19 protein-coding genes are annotated in these 16,863 nt (G+C 65.5%); 4 read left to right on the forward strand and 15 right to left on the reverse strand.

Going from position 1 to position 16,863, the window contains the following annotated elements:
• Positions 1-261: 261 nt before the first annotated feature.
• The 3 genes from U1738_RS06305 to U1738_RS06315 all read right to left on the reverse strand — a co-directional run bounded on the left by U1738_RS06305 (position 262) and on the right by U1738_RS06315 (position 3,451).
• Positions 262-1,044: a SapC family protein gene (locus U1738_RS06305; protein WP_332788150.1), complete on the reverse strand. Its 783-nt coding sequence runs from the start codon at positions 1,042-1,044 to the stop codon at positions 262-264.
• Between the two features lie 65 nt (positions 1,045-1,109).
• On the reverse strand, positions 1,110-2,561 hold the full coding sequence (locus U1738_RS06310) for an FAD-binding oxidoreductase (protein ID WP_332788151.1): 1,452 nt from the start codon (positions 2,559-2,561) through the stop codon (positions 1,110-1,112).
• 137 nt (positions 2,562-2,698) lie between these two features.
• The gene (locus U1738_RS06315) at positions 2,699-3,451 is read right to left on the reverse strand and encodes a PEPxxWA-CTERM sorting domain-containing protein (protein WP_332788152.1); all 753 of its coding nucleotides are present in this window, start codon (positions 3,449-3,451) and stop codon (positions 2,699-2,701) included.
• 219 nt (positions 3,452-3,670) lie between these two features.
• On the opposite strand from U1738_RS06315, the gene U1738_RS06320 reads away from it, so the two are divergent.
• The 3 genes from U1738_RS06320 (at position 3,671) to U1738_RS06330 (ending at position 5,971) form a co-directional block, all read left to right on the forward strand.
• Positions 3,671-4,141, forward strand: coding sequence for a hypothetical protein (locus U1738_RS06320; RefSeq protein ID WP_332788153.1), 471 nt, complete (start codon positions 3,671-3,673; stop codon positions 4,139-4,141).
• A 106-nt stretch (positions 4,142-4,247) separates the two neighbouring features.
• Positions 4,248-5,747 carry a DEAD/DEAH box helicase gene (locus U1738_RS06325; protein ID WP_332788154.1) on the forward strand — a complete coding sequence of 500 codons (1,500 nt, stop codon included), beginning with the start codon at positions 4,248-4,250 and terminating at the stop codon, positions 5,745-5,747.
• 11 nt (positions 5,748-5,758) lie between these two features.
• Entirely contained in the window at positions 5,759-5,971 is a 213-nt protein-coding gene (locus U1738_RS06330) for a DUF1289 domain-containing protein (RefSeq protein ID WP_332788155.1), read from the forward strand.
• 48 nt (positions 5,972-6,019) lie between these two features.
• Here the strand turns inward: U1738_RS06330 and U1738_RS06335 are convergent, their stop codons facing one another.
• The 12 genes from U1738_RS06335 to U1738_RS06390 all read right to left on the reverse strand — a co-directional run bounded on the left by U1738_RS06335 (position 6,020) and on the right by U1738_RS06390 (position 16,474).
• Positions 6,020-6,415 (reverse strand): hypothetical protein, encoded by a 396-nt coding sequence (locus U1738_RS06335; protein ID WP_332788156.1) that lies wholly within the window; start codon positions 6,413-6,415, stop codon positions 6,020-6,022.
• Positions 6,416-6,466: 51 nt separating this feature from the next.
• On the reverse strand, positions 6,467-7,090 hold the full coding sequence (locus U1738_RS06340) for a glutathione S-transferase family protein (protein ID WP_332788157.1): 624 nt from the start codon (positions 7,088-7,090) through the stop codon (positions 6,467-6,469).
• A 16-nt stretch (positions 7,091-7,106) separates the two neighbouring features.
• The gene (locus U1738_RS06345) at positions 7,107-7,973 is read right to left on the reverse strand and encodes a dienelactone hydrolase family protein (protein WP_332788158.1); all 867 of its coding nucleotides are present in this window, start codon (positions 7,971-7,973) and stop codon (positions 7,107-7,109) included.
• 189 nt (positions 7,974-8,162) lie between these two features.
• On the reverse strand, positions 8,163-9,257 hold the full coding sequence (locus tag U1738_RS06350; protein WP_332788159.1) for an MBL fold metallo-hydrolase: 1,095 nt from the start codon (positions 9,255-9,257) through the stop codon (positions 8,163-8,165).
• Between the two features lie 142 nt (positions 9,258-9,399).
• Positions 9,400-9,690: a GIY-YIG nuclease family protein gene (locus U1738_RS06355; RefSeq protein ID WP_332788160.1), complete on the reverse strand. Its 291-nt coding sequence runs from the start codon at positions 9,688-9,690 to the stop codon at positions 9,400-9,402.
• A 58-nt stretch (positions 9,691-9,748) separates the two neighbouring features.
• Positions 9,749-10,426, reverse strand: a complete 678-nt coding sequence (locus U1738_RS06360) for a cell cycle transcriptional regulator TrcR (RefSeq protein ID WP_332788161.1) — start codon at positions 10,424-10,426, stop codon at positions 9,749-9,751.
• 119 nt (positions 10,427-10,545) lie between these two features.
• A complete protein-coding gene (locus U1738_RS06365; RefSeq protein WP_332788233.1) occupies positions 10,546-11,571 on the reverse strand; it encodes a glycosyltransferase family 4 protein in 1,026 nt (341 codons plus the stop codon).
• A 5-nt stretch (positions 11,572-11,576) separates the two neighbouring features.
• Positions 11,577-12,467, reverse strand: a complete 891-nt coding sequence (locus tag U1738_RS06370) for a UDP-2,3-diacylglucosamine diphosphatase (RefSeq protein ID WP_332788162.1) — start codon at positions 12,465-12,467, stop codon at positions 11,577-11,579.
• 232 nt (positions 12,468-12,699) lie between these two features.
• A complete protein-coding gene (locus U1738_RS06375) occupies positions 12,700-12,987 on the reverse strand; it encodes a GIY-YIG nuclease family protein (RefSeq protein ID WP_332788163.1) in 288 nt (95 codons plus the stop codon).
• Between the two features lie 108 nt (positions 12,988-13,095).
• Positions 13,096-14,781: a flotillin family protein gene (locus U1738_RS06380; RefSeq protein WP_332788164.1), complete on the reverse strand. Its 1,686-nt coding sequence runs from the start codon at positions 14,779-14,781 to the stop codon at positions 13,096-13,098.
• A 5-nt stretch (positions 14,782-14,786) separates the two neighbouring features.
• Positions 14,787-15,398 (reverse strand): YqiJ family protein, encoded by a 612-nt coding sequence (locus tag U1738_RS06385; RefSeq protein ID WP_332788165.1) that lies wholly within the window; start codon positions 15,396-15,398, stop codon positions 14,787-14,789.
• Between the two features lie 74 nt (positions 15,399-15,472).
• Positions 15,473-16,474, reverse strand: coding sequence for an NAD(P)H-quinone oxidoreductase (locus U1738_RS06390; RefSeq protein WP_332788166.1), 1,002 nt, complete (start codon positions 16,472-16,474; stop codon positions 15,473-15,475).
• 75 nt (positions 16,475-16,549) lie between these two features.
• Here U1738_RS06390 and U1738_RS06395 point away from each other — a divergent pair, with 75 nt between their 5' ends.
• Positions 16,550-16,747, forward strand: a complete 198-nt coding sequence (locus tag U1738_RS06395) for a DUF1192 domain-containing protein (RefSeq protein ID WP_332788167.1) — start codon at positions 16,550-16,552, stop codon at positions 16,745-16,747.
• Positions 16,748-16,863 lie beyond the last annotated feature (116 nt).

Genomic DNA, 16,863 nt, shown 5'->3' on the forward strand with positions numbered 1-16,863 from the left:
ACATTCGGGTGCCAGTCTCTTCGAGACGGGACTGCCCCACCCCAACCCCTCCCCTGAAGGGGAGGGGCTTTAGATAAGGTGCCGTGCGCCCGCACCGTCATCCTGACGAAGGTCAGGATCCATTTCTCCACAGGCGCGGATAGCCGTTGCGGCGCGATGGATGCTGAAACGAGTTCAGCATGACGGGGGGTTGTGGATGGGGTGCGTGGGCACCAGCCAGCTTCAGCCCCTCCCCTTCAGGAGAGGGGCTTGAGAAGAATCTTACGCCTGAAGCTGAAGTTCCGGCACCGGCATCTTGCCCTGCGACACCTGCATACCGAAGATCTCGCGCATCAGCGACAGCGAGAAGAGGTGGGCATAGAGCAACGGCAGCATGCCGTTCTTCTGGATCTTGCGCAGCTGATCGCCGCGTAGATCGTTGAGCTTTTCCTCGTTGACCATCTGGAAGCCGCGATAGACGAAGGGCTGCTCGGCGCCGTCGGGCTGGATGCTGACCTCACCGTCCATCAACAGGCCGAGTTCCTTCAGATCCTGCATGAAATTGTTGGTGCGCGCGCCGGCTTCCTCGAAGGTTTCGTTGAACTTCAGGATGTTGGTGGTGATTTCGCTCGGCTTGCCCGCGTCGAACAGCGGCTCGCCCTCTTCGAACGCACCGATGATGTCGGTGGTCGGATCGAAGCACAACGACAATTCCTGCGCATCGGGGTGCAGCTTGGCGAGCATGAAGGGATAACGGCGGATATAGGCCGGAACGTAGCCGGTATTTTCCGCGAACTTGCCGTCGTCGGCGACGAACACGTTGACGCCCTCATTCAGGCCCATCAGCGCGATCGGCACGGGGTTTTCGTCCACGGTGAAGACGATCGGCATCGTGCGCTGCACCAGCGTGAATTCATCCACGGTCAGCGGAATGGCATGGTTGCCGACGACGAATGCCGCCTTGTCGGCGGCGCGCAGCTTGAAACTGGCATGTGCATCGGACGAAAGCGGCTCGAGCGCCTGATAGAAAAGCGGAAGCTGGGACTGCTGCGGCGCGCTGGCCATCGATATTCTCCACTCGAAATCTTTTTCGCGCCGCGTGGCCCTCCCCGCGACGAATGGCTTCGGCTCTATGGCGTGGGGGCGTCCGGCGCAAGTGCGCCGAGGTCTTGGACGGGGACGGAGATGAGCTTGCCCGGGTTCATCAGACCGTGCGGGTCGAGCCCCGCCTTGATCGCGCGCAACGCCGCGAGCCGGGCCGGCGCGGACAGGCGTTCGAGTTCCTTCAGCTTCATCTGCCCGATGCCGTGTTCGGCCGAGATCGACCCGCCCGCCGCGACGACCAGATCGTGGACGAAGCGGGTCACGTCCGGCGCCTGATCGGCGTACCAGCGGGCGGGATCCGCCCCGGAAGGCGCGCGGACGTGGAAATGCACGTTGCCGTCGCCGAGATGGCCGAAGCCGCTGGCGTGCGTGCCGGGGAAGCGCGCGTCGCAGGCCGCCGCCGCCTCGACCATGAAGCGCGGCATGGCGGCGACCGGCACGGAGATGTCGTGCTGCGCGGCGGGGCCGGTGGCGCGTTCGGATTCGGAGATCGAATCGCGGATGCGCCAGAACGCCTCGGCCTGCGCCTCGCTCGCGGCGATCGTGGCGTCGGCGATGAGGCCGGTTTCGAGCGCGGGGGCGAGCAAGCGTTCGAGCAGGGTGGCGGGTGGCTCGTCGTGGCGGTCCGTGGCGACGGCTTCGATCAGGACATGCCAGGGGTGTTGGCCGGCGAGCGGTGCGCGGGTCTGCGGCACGTGACGCAGGACGGCGGCGAGGGAATCGTCGGGCAGGAGTTCGAAGCTTTCGATTCCCTGCGTCCGGCTTTCGAGCAGGCGCAGCAGAGTGAGCGCATCGGCCGGGCTGGCGAGGCCGACCCAGGCGACGGCGCGCGCGGCGATGGCGGGGACGAGGCGCAGCGTGACGGCGGTGATGATGCCGAGCGTCCCCTCCGCACCGATCAGCAACTGATTGAGATCGTAGCCGCGATTATCCTTCTTGAGCGCCGACAGACCGTCGTGGATCAGGCCATCGGGCAGCACCGCCTCGACCCCAGCGATCAGCCCGCGCATCGTGCCGAAGCGCAGCACCTGCGTGCCGCCGGCATTGGTTGAGGCGAGGCCGCCGATCGTCGCGCTGCCCTTCGCCCCCAGCGTCAGCGGGAAGCGCCGGCCGGCGGCCACCGCGGCATCGTGCAGATCGGACAGGATCACCCCGGCGTCCGCGATGGCGAGGTTGTTATCGGCATCGATCATGCGGATGCGGTTCAGGCGGCGCAGCGACAGGATCAGCGCGCTGCCATCCGCCGGCGGAGTGGCGCCGCCGACCATCGAGGTGTTGCCCCCCTGCGGCACCAAAGCGACGCGGTGTTCGGCGGCGAGCCGCACGATAGTGGCGACGCCGGCGGTGTCATCGGGGGCGAGGATCGCGGGCGTCGTGCCGTGATAGCGTCCGCGCCAGTCGTTCTGCCACGGCTCGATCGCGGCGGGATCGGTGATGACGGCCTTGGGGCCGAGCGCGGAGCGGACGGCCTCGATCATGCGGGATTGCGCTGGGGTCATAGCGCGCGCGATATCATGATGGCCGACGCGCTGCCACAGCACGCGCGACGAACATCACAGTAAAAAGCCGCCAGCCTTCCGGCCGGCGGCTTTCGCATTCCAACGTGTCGCGCGGATCAGGCGAAGCTGATCGTGGTCTTGCGGCGACGGCTGCGCATCGCGCCGCCGACCATGCCGAAACCGCCGATCATCATCGCCCAGGTGGCGGGCTCGGGCACGGCCGATGCCGCGACCGTGCCGTTGATCGTGAACGGAACATCGAGCGTCTGGCCGCTGCCGGCGTCCGTCAACGTCGTGTAGGCCGCGCCGCTCAGCGACTGCAGCGCATTGCCCGTGCCCTGCGACCCCACAACCGGCGGTACGAACGGACCGGACGCGGCCGTGCCGGCCAATGCCCAGGTGACGAAGTAGTTGCCGGCACCCAGAGTGATGTCGGTGATGTCGGCATTAATACGGTAGATGGCGCGCGTCTGATCCGTCGGCGTCGTGCTCGATGCACGATAGCCGACCAGACCGGCATTGGTTACGGCGGTAGTGCCCGAAGCGAGCACGGTGCCGGTGTTCACGTTCGTGCCGGAAACGATGCTCCACGTCACGTTGGTGAAAGTGAAGCCGCCAGCGTTCGTCTGATAGCCGTAGAAATCGAGCGAGCTGATGTTCCAGCTGGCGCCGCTGATGGTGAAGTTATCGGCGAGCGTCGCGCTAGCATTGGACCCGAAGCCGAGCGTCGTGGCCGGCGTGGTGAGGATCGACACGCCGCCGGTGACGACCGGGCCGTTGTCGAACAGGATCGCGGCCTGAGCAGCGGTCGCGGTGACGGACAGGACCGCCGCAGCGGCGGTAGCGGAAAGCATAGTGGAAAAGCGCATGAAATTGTCCCCTCGGTCAGAACCCATAAACGGTTCATTGCTAGCGACGTCTTCAGCATGAAGCGTGCCAACCGCGGAAATTTGACTTTTTCTTCCGCGTTACTTGCGTGGGTGTAAGCGGCGGCGACAGGTCCGGCGCACTTCCCATGCCGCCAATTGTGGCAGAGCCCGCCATAATTCATCCGCCGTTCAAGCAATTCGGGTATCGATGGGAAGTTCATGCCGAATCCCCTCATCCCCTCCCTGCTGCTGCTGCTCGCATTGCCCGGTTCCGCCTTGCCCGGCGAGATCGGGCCGTCGGAGGATATGGACGGGCTGCAACTGGCGCAGTTGACGGTTCACCAGCGCATCGTGATCCGCATCCCGGTGCCGATGAGCCGCGCGCCGATGCCGATGCCGCGGCCGGTGCGGCCGGCGATGGAGGAGCATAAGGGGCCGCGCTGCGTCGCGCTCGATACGCTCGCCGGATCGGGCGTCGCGCGCAAGGACAGCGTGGACCTGGCGCTGATCGACGGGCAGTTGCTGCGCGCCAAGCTGGACGACGATTGCCCGGCGCTGGATTTCTATGCCGGCGTCTATCTGAAGCCCGCGCCGGATGGCAGCATGTGCGCCAAGCGCGACGTGATCCGGGCGCGATCCGGCCGGGCCTGCATGATTTCGTCGTTCAAGAAGCTGAAGCTTAAACGCTGAATACTACCCGCTGCATGGCGGTAAAACTTGACATTTGCGCGTACCTGCGCAAGCGCGTGGCGGCTGGCCCGGCGGCGTTGCCCAGGCCCTTATTTCCGGACACCGCATGACTTTTGCCGATCTCGGCCTTTCCGACCAGCTTTTGAAAGCCATCGGCGAATCCGGCTATACCGAGCCTACCCCGATTCAGGCGAGCGCGATTCCGTCCGTGCTGATGATGAAGGATCTGGTCGCCATCGCGCAGACCGGCACGGGCAAGACCGCCGCCTTCGTGCTGCCGATGATCGACATATTGGGCGAAGGCCGCAGCCGCGCGCGCATGCCGCGCTCGTTGATCCTCGAGCCGACGCGCGAACTCGCCGCGCAGGTGGCGGAGAATTTCGAGAAATACGGCAAGTATCACAAGCTTTCGATGGCGCTGCTGATCGGCGGCGTATCGATGGGCGACCAGCAGAAGGCGCTGGAAAAGGGCGTCGACGTGCTGATCGCAACGCCGGGCCGGCTGATGGACCTGTTCCAGCGCGGCAAGATCCTGCTCACCGGCTGCGACCTGCTGGTGATCGACGAGGCGGACCGGATGCTCGACATGGGCTTCATTCCCGATATCGAGGAAATCTGCACCAAGCTGCCCAAGAGCCGCCAGACCCTGCTGTTCTCCGCGACGATGCCGCCGCCGATCAAGAAGCTCGCCGACAAGTTCCTGAACAATCCCAAGACGATCGAAGTCGCGCGGCCCGCGACGGCCAACGTCAACATCACGCAATGGGTCGTGCCGGTATCGGGTGCCAAGAAGCGCGACAAATTGATGGCGCTGCTGCGCGCCGAACAGGTCAAGACCGGGATCATCTTCTCCAACCGCAAGACCACGGTGCGCGACCTGAACAAGGCGCTGCAACGCGCGGGCTTCGCCTCGGGCGAAATCCACGGCGACATGGAGCAATCGCAGCGCATCGCCGAACTGGAGCGGTTCAAGAAGGGCGACATCAATCTGCTGGTCGCCTCCGACGTCGCGGCGCGCGGAATCGACATCAAGGGCGTCAGCCACGTGTTCAACTATGACGCGCCGTGGCATCCGGACGATTACGTCCACCGCATCGGCCGCACCGGCCGCGCGGGCGCGACCGGCATCGCCTTCACCTTCGTGACGCCGGACGATGCCGAGAATATCCAGAATATCGAAAAGCTGACCGGCATGAAGATCGAGCGCTACGGCGCCAGCGATGCCGTGGCGGTGGACGATGAGGCGGACGCTGCCCCGGCGGCGCGCGAGGAGCGCGCACCGCGCCGTGGGCGCAAGCCGGCCGTGTCCAAGGCCGCGCCGGTCGAGACGGCCACGCCGGTCGAAGACGCACCGCGTGCGCCGCGTGAGGCCCGACCCGCTCGTGAAGAGCGGCCGGCACGCGCCGAACGGCCTGCGCGCGAGGAGCGCCCGGCTCGCGAGGAGCGCGCAGTCCGGCCGCCGCGCGACAGCCGCCCGGCGAGAAACGAACCTCGCGACGACCGGCCCGTCCGCCCTGCCCGCATTCCGCAGCAGGATGCGCCCGATGACGGCGGCTGGAACGGCCCGCTGCCGAACTTCCTGAACGCCAAGCTGACCGTCGACTGATCGTCTTCCGCGTGGGCGACGACGACAGCTTCGAGGCCGTACCGGTGGTCGCGATCGTCAGTCCGTGCGTGAATGTGTGCGAGCTGGACGAGGAGCGCGACCTCTGCCTGGGATGCGCACGCACGATCGACGAGATCGGCGCATGGAGTTCGGGCACACCGGAATGGCGCGCGGCGGTGATGGCGGACCTGCCGGCGCGGCGGGCGGCTTTGCTCGAAGACTGAAATTTTCCGTCATCCCCGCGAAGGCGGGGGGAGATTGTGGCGCGGCGATTAAGCCGCCACTGCTCTTCCTTCCATCAACCATGTCTCCGCGAGCTCGCGGGTTTCGAACACGGCAACCCCTTTGCGCGCGCCGGTCACCCGGCCCATCTGCATCCTGAGCAATGCGGACGGCGTGTAGAAGGCGATCCGCTGCACCTTGATCCCAGCAAACGACGGGTTGGCCAGGATGTGCGCGAGTACGGCGATCGTCTCGGCCGGCGCGACGTTCGCATTGGTCAGATCGCATAGCAGCATCTGCTGACCCGCGCCGGTGCCGAGCGCAGCGATCTGATGACGCACTTCGTCGCAAAACGCCTCGGTCGCCTCCGGGCGCCAGAAACCGGTCAGTGCGATCTGGATCAAATGGCGGCTGCGATCGATCGCCAGCGTGTACATGTCTTCCATGAGAAAAAGCATGCGCCCGCAATGCTAAAAAACCGTTGCGGAGTTACGGCTTCATGCGGTCGGTGCGGGCGCGGGGATCAATTCATCGTCGATCTCCGAGGCACGCTTATAGGCCGGCCGCGCCGTCAGCCGCGCGACATAGGCGGTGAAGGCATCGCGCTTGGGCAGGCTGCCGAACATCAGGCCCCAGGCGACCTGCGAGCCGACATAGACGTCCGCTGCGGTGAAGCGATCGCCGGCGATGTAATCGTGCGCCGACACCGCCTTTTCCAGCACGTCGACCATCAGGTCGAAATTGCCATAGCCGGCCATGCGGCCCTGATCCGCCGTCGGCGCGAAGCCCATCGACTTGTCGGTGATCGCCTGTTCGGTCGGCCCGGCCGCGAAGAACAGCCAGCGGTAATAATCGGCGCGATCGTGCGTCGGCGGGGCGAGGCCGGCATCCGGGAAAGCGTCCGCCAGATAGGCGCAGATCGCCGCGCCCTCCGTCACCACCTTGCCGTCGTGAACGATCGCCGGAACCTTGCCCATTGGGTTGATCGCAAGATAGTCCGCGCCCTTCATGCTGGCGGCGTAATCGAGGATCACCGTGTCGTATTCGGCGCCGGTTTCCTCGATCATCCAGCGCGCGATGCGGCCACGCGACATCGGATTGGTGTAGAAGGTGAGAGCCATCGTGCGATCCTCCTGATCAGAGCGATTTTTCGAACAGAGCGAGCATCCGGCCCCACGCCTTGTCGGCCTGCGCGGCATTGTAGACCTTGCTGTCGGGCGGGCACCAGCCGTGCATCGTGCCGGTATAGACCTCGATCTCGGCCGGCAGCTTGGCTTCCTTGAACGCCTCGCGCAGCTTTTCCTTGTCGGCCGGGGCGCGGGCATCGTCATTCTCGGCGATGGCGAACAGATACGACGCCTTCATCTTGGGCACCATCAGATGCGGGCTGTCCGGCTTGTCGGTGACGAGGCCGCCGCCGTGGAACGAGGCCCCGGCGCGGATGCGATCCGGGCGCAGCGCGGCGGTGATCATCGTCATCGGCCCGCCCATGCAATAGCCGGTGCTGGCCATGCCGCGCTTCGTATCGACCGATTTCTGCTTGTCGAGGAAATCGGTGAAGGCACGCGCATCGCGCGTCGTCGCCTCGGTGGTCAGCGGCGTGCGCCACGGCATGATCTTGGCGCGGATCTCGGGCTGGTCGAAGCTTTCGCCGGGTTTGAGGAACGGCGCTTTCGTGCTGCGGTAGAATTGGTTGACGACCAGCACGGCATAACCGGATTCGGCGAGCCGCTTGCCCATCTGCTGGAAGGCCGGGCGCAGGCCCATGATGTCGGGCCAGACGAGCACAGCGGGATGCTTGCCGGTGGTGGGAGCGACGAACCAGCAATCGGCGACGCCGTCGGGCGTCTTGATCGAGACGTTCCTGCCGCTGACGGTGGCGGCATTGGCCGGGCTGGGCAGCAGCATCGCGAGGCCGACCGCGCCGGCGGCGGCACCGAACTGGCGGCGGGAGAGGCCCGAAAGGAAGGCTTCGTTATCCTCGGCGGTATGCTCGTCGCACATTCGGACTCTCCTGATGATTCGCCTGGCGGCGTTGGGGCCAAGGCTAGCGTGTCGCGACACAGAACCCAAGCCGTTCCCCGGCGTAGGCCGGGGTCCAGTCGCGAAGGTCGATGTAATGGAGTTCTGCCATTCGTAATGTCCACTCTCGTAACTGGACCCCGGCCTTCGCCGGGGAACAGATAGTTGAGATCACACCGCCCGATACCACCACACCCCGTCGCGCGCATCCTTCACCGCCCGCCCTTCGACCTCCAGCCGACGCAGATGCGCGAGCGCCTCGCCGGTCGCCATGCCGAGCATGTCCGGGCCAATGGCGCGGCGGAACAGGCGACCGAACACGTCGATGCCGCGCTTGCCGTCTCCCAGGAATGCATGAAGCTCGTCGAGCCGTTCGCGATGCTCGCGGTCCATCGCATCGAGCCGCGTGTGCAGGCCGGTGAACGGATCGCCATGACCGGGCAAGACTAGCAGGCTGTCCGGCAACGTCTTCAGCTTCGCGATCGAGGCGAACCATTCGCCCAGCGGATCGGCGTTCGGCTCGGTCACGCCCAGCGACACGTTCGGGCTGATCCGTGGCAACACCTGATCGCCGGCGATCAGGATACCCGCCGCCTCGTTCAGCAGGCACGCATGTTCCGGGCTGTGGCCGGAACCGACCACGATGCGCCAATCCTGCCCGCCGATGCTCAGCGTATCGCCCTCGATCAAACGGGTGAAGCCGAGCGGCAGTGGCGTGACGATGCGGCGGAACCCGGCCCAGCCGCGTTCCTTGGCATGCGCGATCTGCCCGTCATCCCAACCGGCGGCGCGCCAGAAGGCGAGCATATCGTCGGGCACCCCGTCACGCGCATCGGCGACCAGCATCCGCGCCGTCAGCCACTCGCCGCGCGTCATCAGCAGCGGCGCATCGTGATGGTCGCACATCCAGCCCGCCAGTCCGATATGATCGGGATGGAAATGCGTGCCGATCATCTTCGTGACGCGGACGCCCGACATCGACCCCTTGAACACCGCCTTCCACGCCGCGCGCGCCTCATCGGTGTTCATGCCGGTATCGATCAGCGCGACGCCCTCGCCCCGCGCGTCCGCATCCGCGAGCAGCCAGCAATTGACGTGCTTGAGCGGCCCCGGAACGCGCAGGCGCACCCAATCAAGGCCCGGGACGATCGCCATGATGTCGCCATCCGCCGGCTCCGCACCGCCGAAGGGATAGGTCAGGCCTTTATGGCTGGTGGCGGTGAAGCTGTCGTCGGGGACGAAGGCGGCGTCGGTTTTCGTTGACATCGGTTGCGAGTAGCAACGGAATAGACGGAAGCCAACTTGTTCCCCGGCGAAGGCCGGGGTCCAGTGGCGAAGGCCGAAGTAAACCGGGCGCAACGACGACAATCGACTGTTTCGCTACTGGACCCCGGCCTTCGCCGGGGAACTAAACGATACTATCGTACAGGTCGGCCCAGTCGGGGTTCATGCCTTCGATTTCTCGAATCTTCCACGCCCTTCGCCAATCCTTCATACGAAGTTCGCGCTGCCGGGCTTCCTCGATGCCATCATAGGCTTCGTACCAGACGAGCATATGGCATCGGTATTTGCGCGTGAAACCGGGAACCGCATCGGTGCGATGTTCGCATACGCGGCGTGGCAGATCGCTGGTGACGCCGAGGTAGATCGTGCCGTTACGCGCGTTCGCCATTATATAGACGAAGCCGCTCTTCTCCATTCCACGACCTTCGCGACTGGACCCCGGCCTGCGCCGGGGAACAGTATAGCGAAGACGCTCAGCTCTTGAACAAATTCTCCGCGGTCCGCTCCACCGGCGCGCTTTCGCCGGCTTCCACCGCTTCCGCGTCGATCGCGGCCTGCGCGCGCTGCTGGCGGAGTTCGGCGATCAGCGCCTCGCGGTCGCCGTCGAGGCGGGTGTCGACCACCGGTTCGAGGCCCGCCGCCTTGCCGGCCTTGGCCACTGCCGCGTCCAGCTCGCGCTGCGTCGTCAGGCCCAGCGTGACCGGATCCTTCGGGGTGATGTTGGCGATGTTCCAGTGGCTGCGGTCACGGATCGCGGCGATCGTCGTGCGCGTGGTGCCGATCAGGTTGCCGATCGCGCCGTCGGTGATTTCCGGGTGGTTGCGGATGATCCACGAGATGCCGTCCGGCTTGTCCGAACGCTTAGACACCGGCGTGTAGCGCGGGCCCTTGGTGCGGCGGACCTGCTCGGGGCCCTTGATGATCTTCAGCGTGTAATCGGGATCGGCCTGGCCCTTGTCGATCTCGTCCTGCGTCAGTTCATGCGCGCGGATCGGATCGCGACCGGTCAGCTTCGTCGCGGCGGTATCGTCGGCGATTGCCTGGATCTCGAGGATGTGCAGGCCGCAGAATTCTGCGATCTGTTCGAACGAGAGCGCGGTGTTGTCGACCAGCCAGGAAGCGGTCGCATGCGGCATGAGCGGCTGGGCCACGGAGAAACTCCTTAGAAACAATAAGGGCCGCCCCTTTCGGAGCGGCCGCGTGTAGCCCCTGATCTAGGGCCAATGACGGCCAGTGGCAAGGTAAGTATCGGGGGTACGTCTACTGACCCTCAGGCAGCCAGCGTCTCGCGTTCGAACGCCGGGACCAGCGCGTCGAGGAACTGGCGCGCGCTCGCCGCCCAGGTGAAGCCCGATCCGTAGCGCGCGCACGCCGTGCGGTTGAGCGTCAGCGCGCGGGCGATCGCCATATCGAGATCCTCGTCCATCGCGCCGGTCCGTTCGGTCAACACGTCGACCGGCCCGGTGACGGGATAGGCCGCGACCGGCGTGCCGCAGGCCAACGCCTCGATCATCACCAGCCCGAACGTGTCGGTGCGGCTGGGGAAGACGAACACGTCGGCGGCGGCATAAGCGGCGGCCAGGTCCGCGCCGTAGCGGGGGCCGAGGAAATGTGCGTCCGGATATTTCGCCGCCAGCGCGGCGCGGGCCGGGCCGTCGCCGACCACCACCTTGCTGCCGGGATGCGCGCTGTCGAGAAACGCCTCGATATTCTTTTCCACCGCGATGCGCCCGACATAGAGCTGCACCGGGCCGGGCAGCGCGGCGATCTGCGGATCGGGCACGACGCCGGGGTGAAATTGCGCGAGGTCCACGCCCCGGCCCCAATGCCGCGTATGGTGCAGGCCGTGCGTGCCCAGGGTGGCGGCGATCGAGGCGGTGGAGGCCAGAATCGCCTGGGCCGGATCATGGAACCAGCGGATGTAGCGCCAGATCCATTCCGGGTTCAGCCCGGTCCGCGCCGCGATATAATCGGGGAATTGCGTGTGATAGGCGGTGGTGAACGGAAAGGCGCGCGCCAGGCACCAGCGCCGCGCGGCGATGCACACCGGCCCTTCGGTCGCGAGATGGATCGCGTGCGGCCCAAAATCCTCCAGCAATCGCGCCACCGCGCCGGTGCGCGCGAAGGCGAGGCGGATCTCCGGGTAGGTCGGGCACGGGATCGAATGGAACAGATCGGGCGAGACGACCAGCACCTCATGCCCCTGCCGCCGCAATTCCCCGCTCACCGCCTGCAACGTGCGCACGACGCCGTTGACCTGCGGGCTCCACGCGTCGGTGACGATGGCGATGCGCACGCCGCTCAAGCCGCGAGCAATTGGGCGGGCGCGTCGCTTTCCCTCGCGGCGATTTCGTCGGCCCAGTGGAGGATTTCCATCTGCCCGTCGAAATGCTCGACCAGAGCGGTGCAGCCCTCGACCCAATCGCCATCATTATAATATTGGATGCCGCCGATCTCGCGATATTCGGCGGTGTGGATGTGGCCGCAGACCACGCCGTCCACGCCGCGATGCGCCGCCGCCTGCGCCACGACCTCTTCATAGTTCGAGATGAACTCGACCGATTTCTTGACCTTGGCCTTGGCGTGCTTGCTGAGCGACCAATAGGGCAGGTTGAAGACGCGGCGATACGCATTCAGGGCGCGATTGAGCGCCATCAGCAGATTGTACGCGACGTCTCCGACATGCGCGAGCCAGCGATGCGCCAGCGTGATCGCGTCGAATTCATCGCCATGCAACACGAGCAGGCGGCGACCGTCGGCGGTCTCGTGGATCGCCTGGCGCACGATCTCCACGCCGCCGAAATCGAGCCCGGTGAACTGGCGGAACACCTCGTCATGATTGCCGGGGATATAGACCACGCGCGTGCCGCGCCGCGCGCGCTTCAGCAGCCGCCAGACGACGTCGTTGTGCGCGGTCGGCCAGTAGAACTTCTTCTTCAGCCGCCAGCCATCGACTATGTCGCCGACCAGATACATCGTCTCGCTGTCCACATGATCGAGGAAGTCGATCAGCATATCGGCATTGCAGCCACGCGTGCCGAGATGGATGTCGGAGATCCAGATCGTCCGGAACTGCGGCCGCCCGCCGACCAGCCGCTCCGGAATGGCCGGCGCGGAATTGGCGAAATCGGCGAAGTCGCCGAGCGACGCCCCGGCGATCGCGGTGGCGGAAATACTGGTGACGACGTTCATGCCGCTTGCCCCGTTCAGGTTACCCCAACGGTGACGAGCTATGCGCGCGGATTGTTACAGCAGCATCGCGGGGATGTTGCAGTTCTGTAGCGGGATCGCTCGTGGGAAGGTCACGCTTCTCTTCGGAATGCGGGGCTAGGCAGCGGGATCCCCGCCTTCGCGGGGATTACGAGAGCACATGAACCACCCCCGTCATCCCCGCGAAAGCGGGGATCCCGCTTCTGCTCGGCGGTCAGAGCGTGTCGAACAGGTCGCGCCAATCCGGATTGGCCTGCTCGATCAGCCTGATCTTCCACGCGCGGCGCCATTTCTTCATCGCCTTTTCGCGCGCGATCGCATCGGTGATGTCTTCGGCGAAATCGGCGTAGACGAGCCGGGTGATGCCGTACTTCTTGCAGAATTCGGAGCCAGTTGCGGTCGCATGCTGGAAGCTGCGGGCTTCGATGTTGGCGGTGACGCCGGTATAGATTGTACCACGGTAACGGTCGGCGAGTATGTAGACCCAGCCGCCTTTTCGCATCTTATTGCGGGGTCACGATACCGAAGGAAGGAAGAAGAAGCGGGATCCCCGCCTTCGCGGGGATGACGGAGGGGTTTTGCACCATCGCTTCTTCCAGCTCGCCCTTGCTTAGCCCGCCTTCGCCGTCGCCACCGGCGGCACCTTCGGCATGACAACCGTGCCCGATCGCACCAGCGTATCGAGCGAGGAGCCGTCCAGCCCGAGTTCCTTCATCAGCCCGTCGATCAACGGTGCCTGCGCGCGATATTTCAGCGCGGCCGAGACGGCGGAATTGGCGAGGTTGCCGTCGCCGCCACCCTCAACCGACCCGCCCGATGCGCCACCGCCGCCGGTGATGCCGTCGACCTGCACGATACGGATGCTGTCGATCGATTCCATCGGCTTGGCCGCCTCGCGGATCAATTCCGGCAGCACCTTGAGCAGCGCCAGCTTGGTGGTCAGCGACACCTGATCGGACGACAGGATGTTCGACGCCTCGTTCACCGCGCGCTGGCCCGCCGCCTCGACCTCGAAGCGGACGCGGTCGGCATCGGCCTTCAGCTTGGCCGCTTCCGCCTCGCCGCGCGCGGTTTCCAGCACCGCCTCCGCGCGATCGGTAGCGGCCTGCTTCTCCGCTTCGGCCTGCACCTTGATGCCGATCGCGGCGCGCTCCGCCTCGCGCGAGGCGTCGATCAGCTCGATGCGCTTCTGGCGCTCGGCGATCTCGGTCTCACGCGCGGTGCCGACCTGTTCCTCGGCGGCGACCGCGCTGGCGCGGGCCTTGTCCGCCTCGGCGCGGGCCTGGCTTTCCTCGCGGCTCTTGTTCTGAACTGCGATCTCCTGCTCCTGCCGCGCGAGTTCCAACGCCTGTTCCTGGGCAATCTGCGCTTCCTTCACGGCGCGGTCGGCCTGGATCTGCGAACTATCGACCTGCTGCTTGGCCTCGATCCGCGCCTGATCCGCCTCGCGCGTGCGCAGCGCCTGTTCGCGCGCGACCTCGGACGCCTGCCCTGCCCGCTTCAGTTCGATCTCGCGTTCCTGTTCCAGCCGGGCAAATTCGGTGTCGCGCCCGATCAGGAAGGATTGCCGTTCGGCCTCCAGATTCTTCGTTTCCATCTGGATGCGCGTATCCTGCTCGATATCGTTACGCGCCTTCTTGCGCAGCTGGATCTGCTCGGTCAGCTTGGTCAGGCCCTCGGCGTCGAAGGCGTTGTTGGCGTTGAAATGCTCGATCGACGTCTGATCCAGCCCGGTGAGCGAGACGGATTCCAGTTCCAGACCGTTCATCGCCAGATCGGCGGACGACACCTGCTGCACCTTCTGGACGAAATCGGCGCGCTGTTCGTGCAACTGGTTCATCGTCATGCCGGCCGCGACAGAACGCAACGCATCGACGAACTTGCCCTCGACCAGCTCCTTCAGCGCATCCGGGTGCATCGTGCGCATGCCGAGCGTCTGTGCGGCAGTGGCGATCGCCTGCGCATCGGGACGAACGCGGACGTAGAATTCGGCCTTCACGTCGATGCGCAGGCGATCGAGCGTGATCAGCGCATCGGTGTTCTTGCGCTCCACCGCGAGCCGCACGGTGTTCATGTTCACCGGCATCGTCTCGTGAAACACCGGCAGGACGAGCGCGCCACCGTTGATCACGACCTTCTCGCCACCGAAGCCGGTGCGCACGAACCCGACCTCTTTCGACGCCCGCTTGTAGAGCTTGGCAAGGATCAGGCCGAGCACGAGCAAGGCGACCAAAGCGCTACCCGAATAGATGAGATAGGGCATGACCGATCCGGTCTGCGTGGCGACTTCGGTCATGAAGTTTAGACTCCGATTTGCGGCAGGCGATGGTCGCCACGGGAGATGGCGCGGAAGAGTTGACCTTCGCGGCGGACGATTAAGATCGTCTCACCTTCGTCGAATATTTCGGCCGGATTGTTGGGCTCGACCATCACGTAATGCGCCTGGCCATGCCGATCCTCGACCCGCGCACGCGCCGGCGATCCGGTGGCGGCGCGACCCGTGACGATGCGTGCAGCCTCACCGACCAGATCGTCGAGGTCTATCGCCGTCGTATGATCGTGCGGCAGGATGCGCGCCAGCACGCGCGCAGCGAAACCGGTTAGCGGCAGCGATGCCGCCGCTGCGGCGGGAATAGCAAGGAGCGGCGCGAGCAGATCGCCAGTCGCGTCATGGATCGCCTGCTGCCCGATCAGGCCGATCATGCCGAAGATCGCGAGGAACACGACCAGCAGCATCAGCAGCGGCAGCCGCCCGACGCCGAGCCAGGACAGCAGATCGGGGTGGGAATCGAGATGCGCATCGACATGCGTATCGATGCCCAGGCCGATGACCTGCACAACACCGATCAGCACCATCAACAACAGCGCCGAGACGAAGGCGAAATTCTCCGCCGCCATCAGAAATGCGATCATGCCCCCAGACCCATGCCGATAGGATAGAGCGATGCGGCGCGGGGTCTAGTTGAATCAGCCGACGGTGCCCGAATCTACTCCATCACCAGCACGATCTTGCCGACATGGTCGCCCGCCTCCATCCGCGCATGCGCCGCGGGCGCCTCAGCCAGCGGGAAGGTGTGGTCGATCACCGGTTTCAGGCGACCGGCTTCGACGTGCGGCCAGACGGTGCGGGCGAGTTCGTCGGCGACGAGAGATTTGAAGGCGGTGTCGCGCGGGCGGAGCGTCGATCCGGTCAGGGTCAGGCGGCGGCGCATGATCTCGAACAGCGGGATCGTCGCGGTCATCCCGCCCTGCACCGCGATCGAGACGTGGCGGCCATCCTCGGCCAGGCATTGCAGGTTGCGCGGCACATACTCCCCGCCGACCATGTCGAGCACGACCTGCACGCCCTTGCCACCCGTGATCTCCTTTACACGGGCGACGAAATCCTCGCTCTTGTAGTTGATCGCGTGATCCGCGCCGATCGTCTTCGCCGCCGCGCATTTGTCGTCGCTGCCCGCCGTCACGATCACGGTCACGCCGAACAGGTTGCACAGGCCGATCGCCATCGTGCCGATGCCGCTGGTGCCGCCATGGACCAGCACCGTATCGCCCTCCGCCGCGTAACCGCGCTCGAACAGATTGGTCCACACGGTGAACAATGTCTCGGGCATCGCCGCCGCCTCGACCATGCTCAGCGCCTCGGGCACCGGCAGGCACTGGCCCCAGGGGGCGACGGCATAATCGGCATAGGCCCCGGCGGTGATCAGCGCACAGACCGGCTGCCCGACCACTTCGGCCATCACCCCCTCCCCCACAGCGACGATGGTGCCGGAAATCTCCATGCCCAGGATCGACGACGCCCCCGGAGGTGGCGGATACAGGCCCTTGCGCTGCATCACTTCGGGCCGGTTGACCCCGGCGGCGGCGACGCGGACCAGCACTTCGCCCTCGTTTGGCACCGGCACCGGGCGCTCCACCACGATCAGCACGTCGGGCCCGCCCGGCGCTTCGGGGTCGATCGCGCGCATAGTTTTGGGAATATCGGTCATGATGCCCGCCTGGTTGGCCGGAAACCGGCGGTTGCGTTATTGACATCGCAGGCCACAGGGTCAACTTTCATGACTATGGATCTGGACGAGAACTTCGCCGGTAAATCCGATGATCCGCTGGCCACGCTGGTGCGGCAGGATCTCGATCCGCTGTCGGTGGCGGAATTGGATGCCAGGATTGCGGCCTTGGAGGCCGAGATAGACCGGACGCGCGGAAAAAAAGAACGCGCAGTTAATCACCGCGCAAGCGCAGACGGCCTATTCAAGAGATAAGCTTGAACGCGTCGGCCGCTCCGGACCAGCCGGGAGGAAAGGGCGTCGCGATTTTCAAGTGCTTGATGCGGGCGGCCTGCCTTCCAACATAGGAAAAAAGGGCCGCTCGTCGTTTG

Origin of the sequence: Parasphingomonas caseinilytica, assembly GCF_036663755.1 — a bacterium.
Lineage (GTDB): Bacteria > Pseudomonadota > Alphaproteobacteria > Sphingomonadales > Sphingomonadaceae > Sphingomonas.